The 5,200-nt window shown below is 72.2% G+C and carries 4 protein-coding genes; 3 read left to right on the forward strand and 1 reads right to left on the reverse strand.

Going from position 1 to position 5,200, the window contains the following annotated elements; all coding sequences use genetic code 11:
* Positions 1–562 precede the first annotated feature (562 nt).
* Positions 563–1,429, reverse strand: coding sequence for a helix-turn-helix domain-containing protein (locus ACIBJF_RS51950; protein ID WP_399184890.1), 867 nt, complete (start codon positions 1,427–1,429; stop codon positions 563–565).
* 169 nt (positions 1,430–1,598) lie between these two features.
* Here ACIBJF_RS51950 and ACIBJF_RS51955 point away from each other — a divergent pair, with 169 nt between their 5' ends.
* The 3 genes from ACIBJF_RS51955 to ACIBJF_RS51965 all read left to right on the forward strand — a co-directional run.
* Positions 1,599–2,867: an MFS transporter gene (locus ACIBJF_RS51955; RefSeq protein ID WP_399184887.1), complete on the forward strand. Its 1,269-nt coding sequence runs from the start codon at positions 1,599–1,601 to the stop codon at positions 2,865–2,867.
* Positions 2,868–2,983: 116 nt separating this feature from the next.
* Positions 2,984–3,145 (forward strand): hypothetical protein, encoded by a 162-nt coding sequence (locus ACIBJF_RS51960; protein WP_399184888.1) that lies wholly within the window; start codon positions 2,984–2,986, stop codon positions 3,143–3,145.
* Positions 3,146–3,433: 288 nt separating this feature from the next.
* Positions 3,434–5,200: hypothetical protein (locus ACIBJF_RS51965; protein WP_399184889.1), on the forward strand; the 1,767-nt coding region annotated here is incomplete at its 3' end.

The following is a 5,200-nucleotide window of genomic DNA, read 5'->3' on the forward strand; positions in this document are numbered from 1 at the left end:
GGTTCCGCAACGCTACGAACCAGCGGCTACGCACACGCTGCGTCACCACCCGCCGAGCCCGCGGATACCTCCGCACCGCTCAACTTTGAAGACCCTGCATACTCCGGTTCCGGCTCCTCGGTCGTCGGCAACGCCGTGTCCCATGCCGGCGAGTCTTCCACCGTCGGCGACGGTGGCTTGGCCTTCCCCTCCTCGCTGTTCGCCCTGCCCCCGCAGCCCCCCAACATCAGCACTGCGGCTAGGACACCAGCAGCCGCAGTCCACCCCCTGCGCATCTCACTCATGAAGCGCATAGTCACCTTTCGCCGAGGAGATCAGCACTCGGGTGCAGGTCCGTCCGCGGTTCGAGGCACTGGCCGCCGCCCGGAAGATCAAGGCCCACGCCCCTGCACTGCCGGGTGATCCTTACGGTGTACGAGATGAAGCAGCTCGGCCGCGCCAAACGCCGAGCTCGCCGGCCACCTGTTCCGCCACGGCCAACCGGCGCGGCCCGGCTCACTCGAAGAGCATCGGCTTCGCTGCTGTGAAGTTCTGGGCGACGTCCGGGGTTCAAGAGTCCCGGTCACCGGTAGGGCTTGTCTCCTTGGACTTGGTCGCTGCCCCAGCTTGCGAGGAGCTTGAGCCGGTCCTCGTCAAGGGTGCCTGGCTCGGCCGTGTAGATGGTCAGCGAGTGGACCTCGCGTGGAGAAATGGGCAGGTCCAGAGGCTGGTAGACGAGTTCCAGAGGCCCGGCGTCAGGGTGCTGGAACTGTTTGACCCCACCGTGGTGGATGCGCACGTCGTGGGCGGCCCAACGAGTGCGGAACTCAGCGCTCATCGTGCACAGTTCACCGATCAGTTCGCGCAGCGCCTTGTCGTGCGGGTAGCGGCCCGCCTCGGCACGCAGCAGGGCGACGGTGGCGCCAAGGGCGCCGTCCCAGTCGGCGACGAAGTCGGGTGCCCCGCGGTCGAGGAACCAGTACCGGGCGAAGTTCGGCCGGCCTCGAGCATCGGTGGTCTCGCTGTCGAACAGTGGCGCGAACAGGGCGCGGGCCAGTGCGTTGGCGGCGACGATGTCGAGGCGGCCGTTGGTGACGAGGGCCGCGGACAGTGTCATGGAGTCGAGCAGCCACTGGACGCGGGGCGGCACGTCGACGGCCTTGCGCCGGCGGGGGGTGCGGCTGGACGGCTGGGCTGCCCGGGCCAGGTCGAATAGGTAGGTGCGTTCGTCGTCGTCCAGCTGCAGCGCACCGGCGACCGCGTCGAGGACGTCTTCGGACACTCCGTTGATGTGGCCCTTCTCCAGCCGCGTGTACCACTCGGTGCTCACGCCGGCGAGGACGGCGACTTCCTCTCGCCGCAGCCCCGGAACCCGGCGTCGGCCGCTGGTGGGCAGCCCGACCTGCTCCGGGGTGATCTTCGCGCGCCGGGTGGCGAGGAAGTCACGGATGTCGGCGCGGCGGTCGGGGGGGGGCGTTCCATGCCCTCAACGCTACGGCGCGAGCCGCTGAGGGAGGGGGGTTGAGGTTGTCCCCCCTGTAAACACGGCCTCCCGCGCCTGAGGCAGAAGCGGTTTCGTGGGATGCGCCCCCGATTTCGACCCGCTGCGGAGATGAAGCATGACGACGCGAGGAGACACCCTCCACGCCCCCGACGCCCTGCAGGGCACTGGCCCTGGGCAGCCGCCCGCCCGGCTTCCGCTTGTCGTCTACGTCCTGGCACTGGGCACGTTCTTGATGGGCACGACCGAGTTCGTGGTGGCGGGCCTGTTGCCGGAAATTGCCGGTGACGTGCAGATCAGCGTGGCCCAGGCCGGTCTGTTGATCACTTTCTTCGCGGTGGGGATGATCGTCGGTGCGCCGCTGATGGCGATGCTGACGTTGCGGCTGCCCCGGAGGCTGACGCTGATCCTGGCGCTGGGGGTCTTCGCGGCCGGGCACGTCATCGTCGCCGTCGGCTCCAGCTTCTCGCTATTGCTGGCCGCGCGGTTCCTGACCGCGTTGGCGACTGGCGCGTTCTGGGCGGTGGCCAACGTGGTAGCCGCCCGTGCTGCAGGCCCCGCCTCGAGTTCCCGCGCCCTGGGCGTCGTGGGCGCCGGCGCGATGCTCGCCAACGTCGTCGGCGTGCCGCTGGGCGCTTTCGCCGGGCAGGTCATGGGCTGGCGGGGCCCGTTCTGGGCGCTCGCGGCCCTGGGGGCAGCGGCCATGGTGCTCATCGCCCGCCACGTCCCGCACGACGAAGTGAGTCACGCGGCGGTGTCGATCCGCTCCGAGCTGTCCGCTCTGCGCTCGGGCCGGATGTGGCTGGTCCTCGCGGCCTGCGCGACCACGACGGGCGGCGTGCTGTCGACGTACTCCTACATTTCGCCGCTGCTGACCGACCGGGCGGGGCTGGCCTCCGGCCTCGTGCCGCTGGTCCTGGTCGGATTCGGCGTCGGTGCCCTGGCGGGCTTCCTCGTGGGCGGCCGCTTGGGAGACCATCGTCCGCACACGACGACCATCGCTGCCGCTGCGACCACCACGATCCTGCTCCTGGCGCTGTGCCTACTGTCCCGGTCCGCCGCGCCCACGATCGTACTGGTCGCCCTGCTGGGGCTGTTCGGACTCGGCGCCAACCCGGTACTGATCTCCCTCGGCGTCCGCTTCGCGGGCCAGGCCCCCACTCTGGGCTCCGCCCTCACCGTCTCGGCATTCAATCTCGGCACGGCCGTCGGCTGCTGGTTCGCGGGCCTCGCACTGGAGTCACCCCTGCGAGCCACCGGTCCCGCCGCCGTCGGCACCGCCATCGCGGCTCTCACGCTGATCCCCACGATCGCCATCGCACTCACCCAGCGCCGTCGCCCGGCGGTGGTGATGCCGGACCCGGGACCGGACACTTCGGGCCTTTGAGGGGGCTCGACCGCATGAGCCCTCCAAACCGAGGAAGCCGCGGCAGCACCGTGCCTTCCTGAACACGAACCGGTGCCTTCAGGCGCCCGCACGATGAAAAACAAGGAGTTTCCACCATGCGTGGAGTAGTGATGTACACCGCTGGCGACGTCCGCGTGGAGGAGCGCGAGGATCCGAAGATCATCCAAGGGATCAGCGATGACCTGCACATTCATCCCGTGTTTCTTGTGCTTGCCGGAGTGTGCGCCGTGAGGCGCTCGTTGTTCGAGTGGCGGTGAAAGGACGCCACCGCCGTCCTGTCGCAGCAGGGCGGTTGAAGCTGGGGGCAGCCCGAACCGGGAGGTGCCGGGGACGGCGGGAAGCAGCCCTGACAAAGCCGGGACGTACCAGTACTGCCAGATGGTGCGGGTCCGGCAAGCGAGACGGAGAGGAGTACGCGAGGAACCGGCGTCTACGCCGCGGGGCCGCCCCGCGGTGGGACGATGAAACGGGTGTCCGGGTCGGCCGGACGACGTCCCGGGAAGTGAGCGCATGGGCCGTCCTCGCGTCCCTGCCGGGGGCCGGAGGTGACCGGGCACCGCGACATGATCCTGTCCTCCGACATCATGGGGAAGGCGGACGACCGGGCGGCGCCGGCGATCGACGCGCCCCCGCCGCGCGATGTGCGCCGGTCGGCCGATCTGTCGCGGCTGCTGGTCTCCCTGGCCGTGCTTGGGCTGTCGGTGCTGGTGGCGGTCGTCACCCGGGAGTTCGCCCGCAGGGCGCAGCAGGGGCTGATGTCCGCGGCAGCCGCGCTGTCGCCCGGCCTGCGCGACGGCCTGGTCGGCACGGTGCAGGTCGTCGCCCTGGCGGCGCCGGTCGCGGGCCTGATCGTGCTCGTCGTGCGCCGGCGGGTCGACGCGGTGCTCAGGGTCCTGCCCGCGGCGGCGCTGGGCGCGGCGACCACCTGGATGCTCACCCATCTGGCGCTGGCCCGCGGCCGGCCGGATCTGTGGCCCGAGGTGCTGGTCGGCCGGAGCGGAGTGATCCGGGCGGGCTGGCCGCCCTCGGTGTACCTGGCGGCGTGGGCCGCGGCCGTGGTCGCCGCGGGACCCTGGCTCGCGCGGCCCTGGCGGCGGGCGCTGTGGTCCATGACCGCCGCGTGCGCGGTGGTGGGCGTTGTGGCGGCCGCCCTCGTGCCGTTGGAGGCCCTCGCTGCCCTGGCCGCGGGCGGCGCGGCCGGCTCCGCGGTCCTGCTCATGGCGGGCGGCCCGCCGGACCGGCCGCCGGCCCGGGCGGTCGCCGGCGCGCTGGTCGCCTGCGGGATCCCGCTCGCCACCCTGCGCGAGCTGCCCGCGGACGAGCAGCTTCCCGGCGAGGGGATCCGCTACCGAGCCGAGACCACCGCCGGCGCACGGCTGACCGTACGGGCCGTCGCCGCCGAGGACCAGGGCCGCGACCTGTTCCACCGGCTCGCCCGCCGCACGCTGCTGCGCCACCCGGACGACCCCGGCGCGCAGACGCCGCTCACCGCCGTGGAGCACGAACTGCTCATGCTGGTCTTCGCCGCCCGCACTGGCGCCCGGGTCGACGAACCCGTGATCGCCTACCCGGTGGATGGAGAGGGTGCGCTCCTGGTGACTGTCGGGCAGGGCGCCCGCCCGCTGTCCGCGCTGACAGCCGAGGACGTGACCGACCAGCTGCTCGGCGGGGTGTGGCAGTCCGTGGCCCGCCTGCAGGAGCACCGCCTCGGGCACCGCGCGCTGCGCACCCAGCACGTCCTCGTCGAACCGGACGGCATGCCCCGGCTCACCGCGTTCGCCCGGGCCCGGCTCAACGCGCCGCCCCAGGTGCTCGGCAGTGACATCGCCGAACTACTGGCCACGACCGCCGCACGCGTCGGCCCACGCCGCGCCACCGCATGTGCGCTGGCCGGGCTGGGCCCCGACGTGCTGGCGAGCGCGCTGCCGTATCTGCAGCCGCTCGCACTGATCGGCCCGGCACGGCGCGAGGTCGCGGGCTACGACCAGGAGCGCGCCCGGGCCGCCGGGGAGGGCGTCCGGCGGCGGGCGCGACGCCCCGGCGGCCGGCCCAGCCTGATGCGCGACCTCGCCACCGAGGTCCGTACGGCGTGCGAGGCGCCGTCCGCCCCGCCGGCCCACATGGCACGGTTCACCTGGAAGAGCGTGCTGGGCCTGCTCGGCGCGTTCCTGGTGCTGCACCTGGTGCTCCCGCAGCTCGCCAATGCCCCGGCCGCCCTCCGCGCTCTGGGCGACGCGAACTGGTGGTGGCTGCTCGCCGTCGTGCCCGTCACCTTCGTCTCACAGGCGTTCTCGACCTGTCTGCAACTGGGC

This window comes from Streptomyces sp. NPDC050743, from assembly GCF_044456925.1.
Classification (GTDB): domain Bacteria; phylum Actinomycetota; class Actinomycetes; order Streptomycetales; family Streptomycetaceae; genus Streptomyces.

Coding starts and splice junctions, on each gene's coding strand:
- ACIBJF_RS51960 (WP_399184888.1), top strand. CDS start 2,984: ATGCGTGGAGTAGTGATGTACACCGCTGGCGACGTCCGCGTGGAGGAG.
- ACIBJF_RS51955 (WP_399184887.1), top strand. CDS start 1,599: ATGACGACGCGAGGAGACACCCTCCACGCCCCCGACGCCCTGCAGGGC.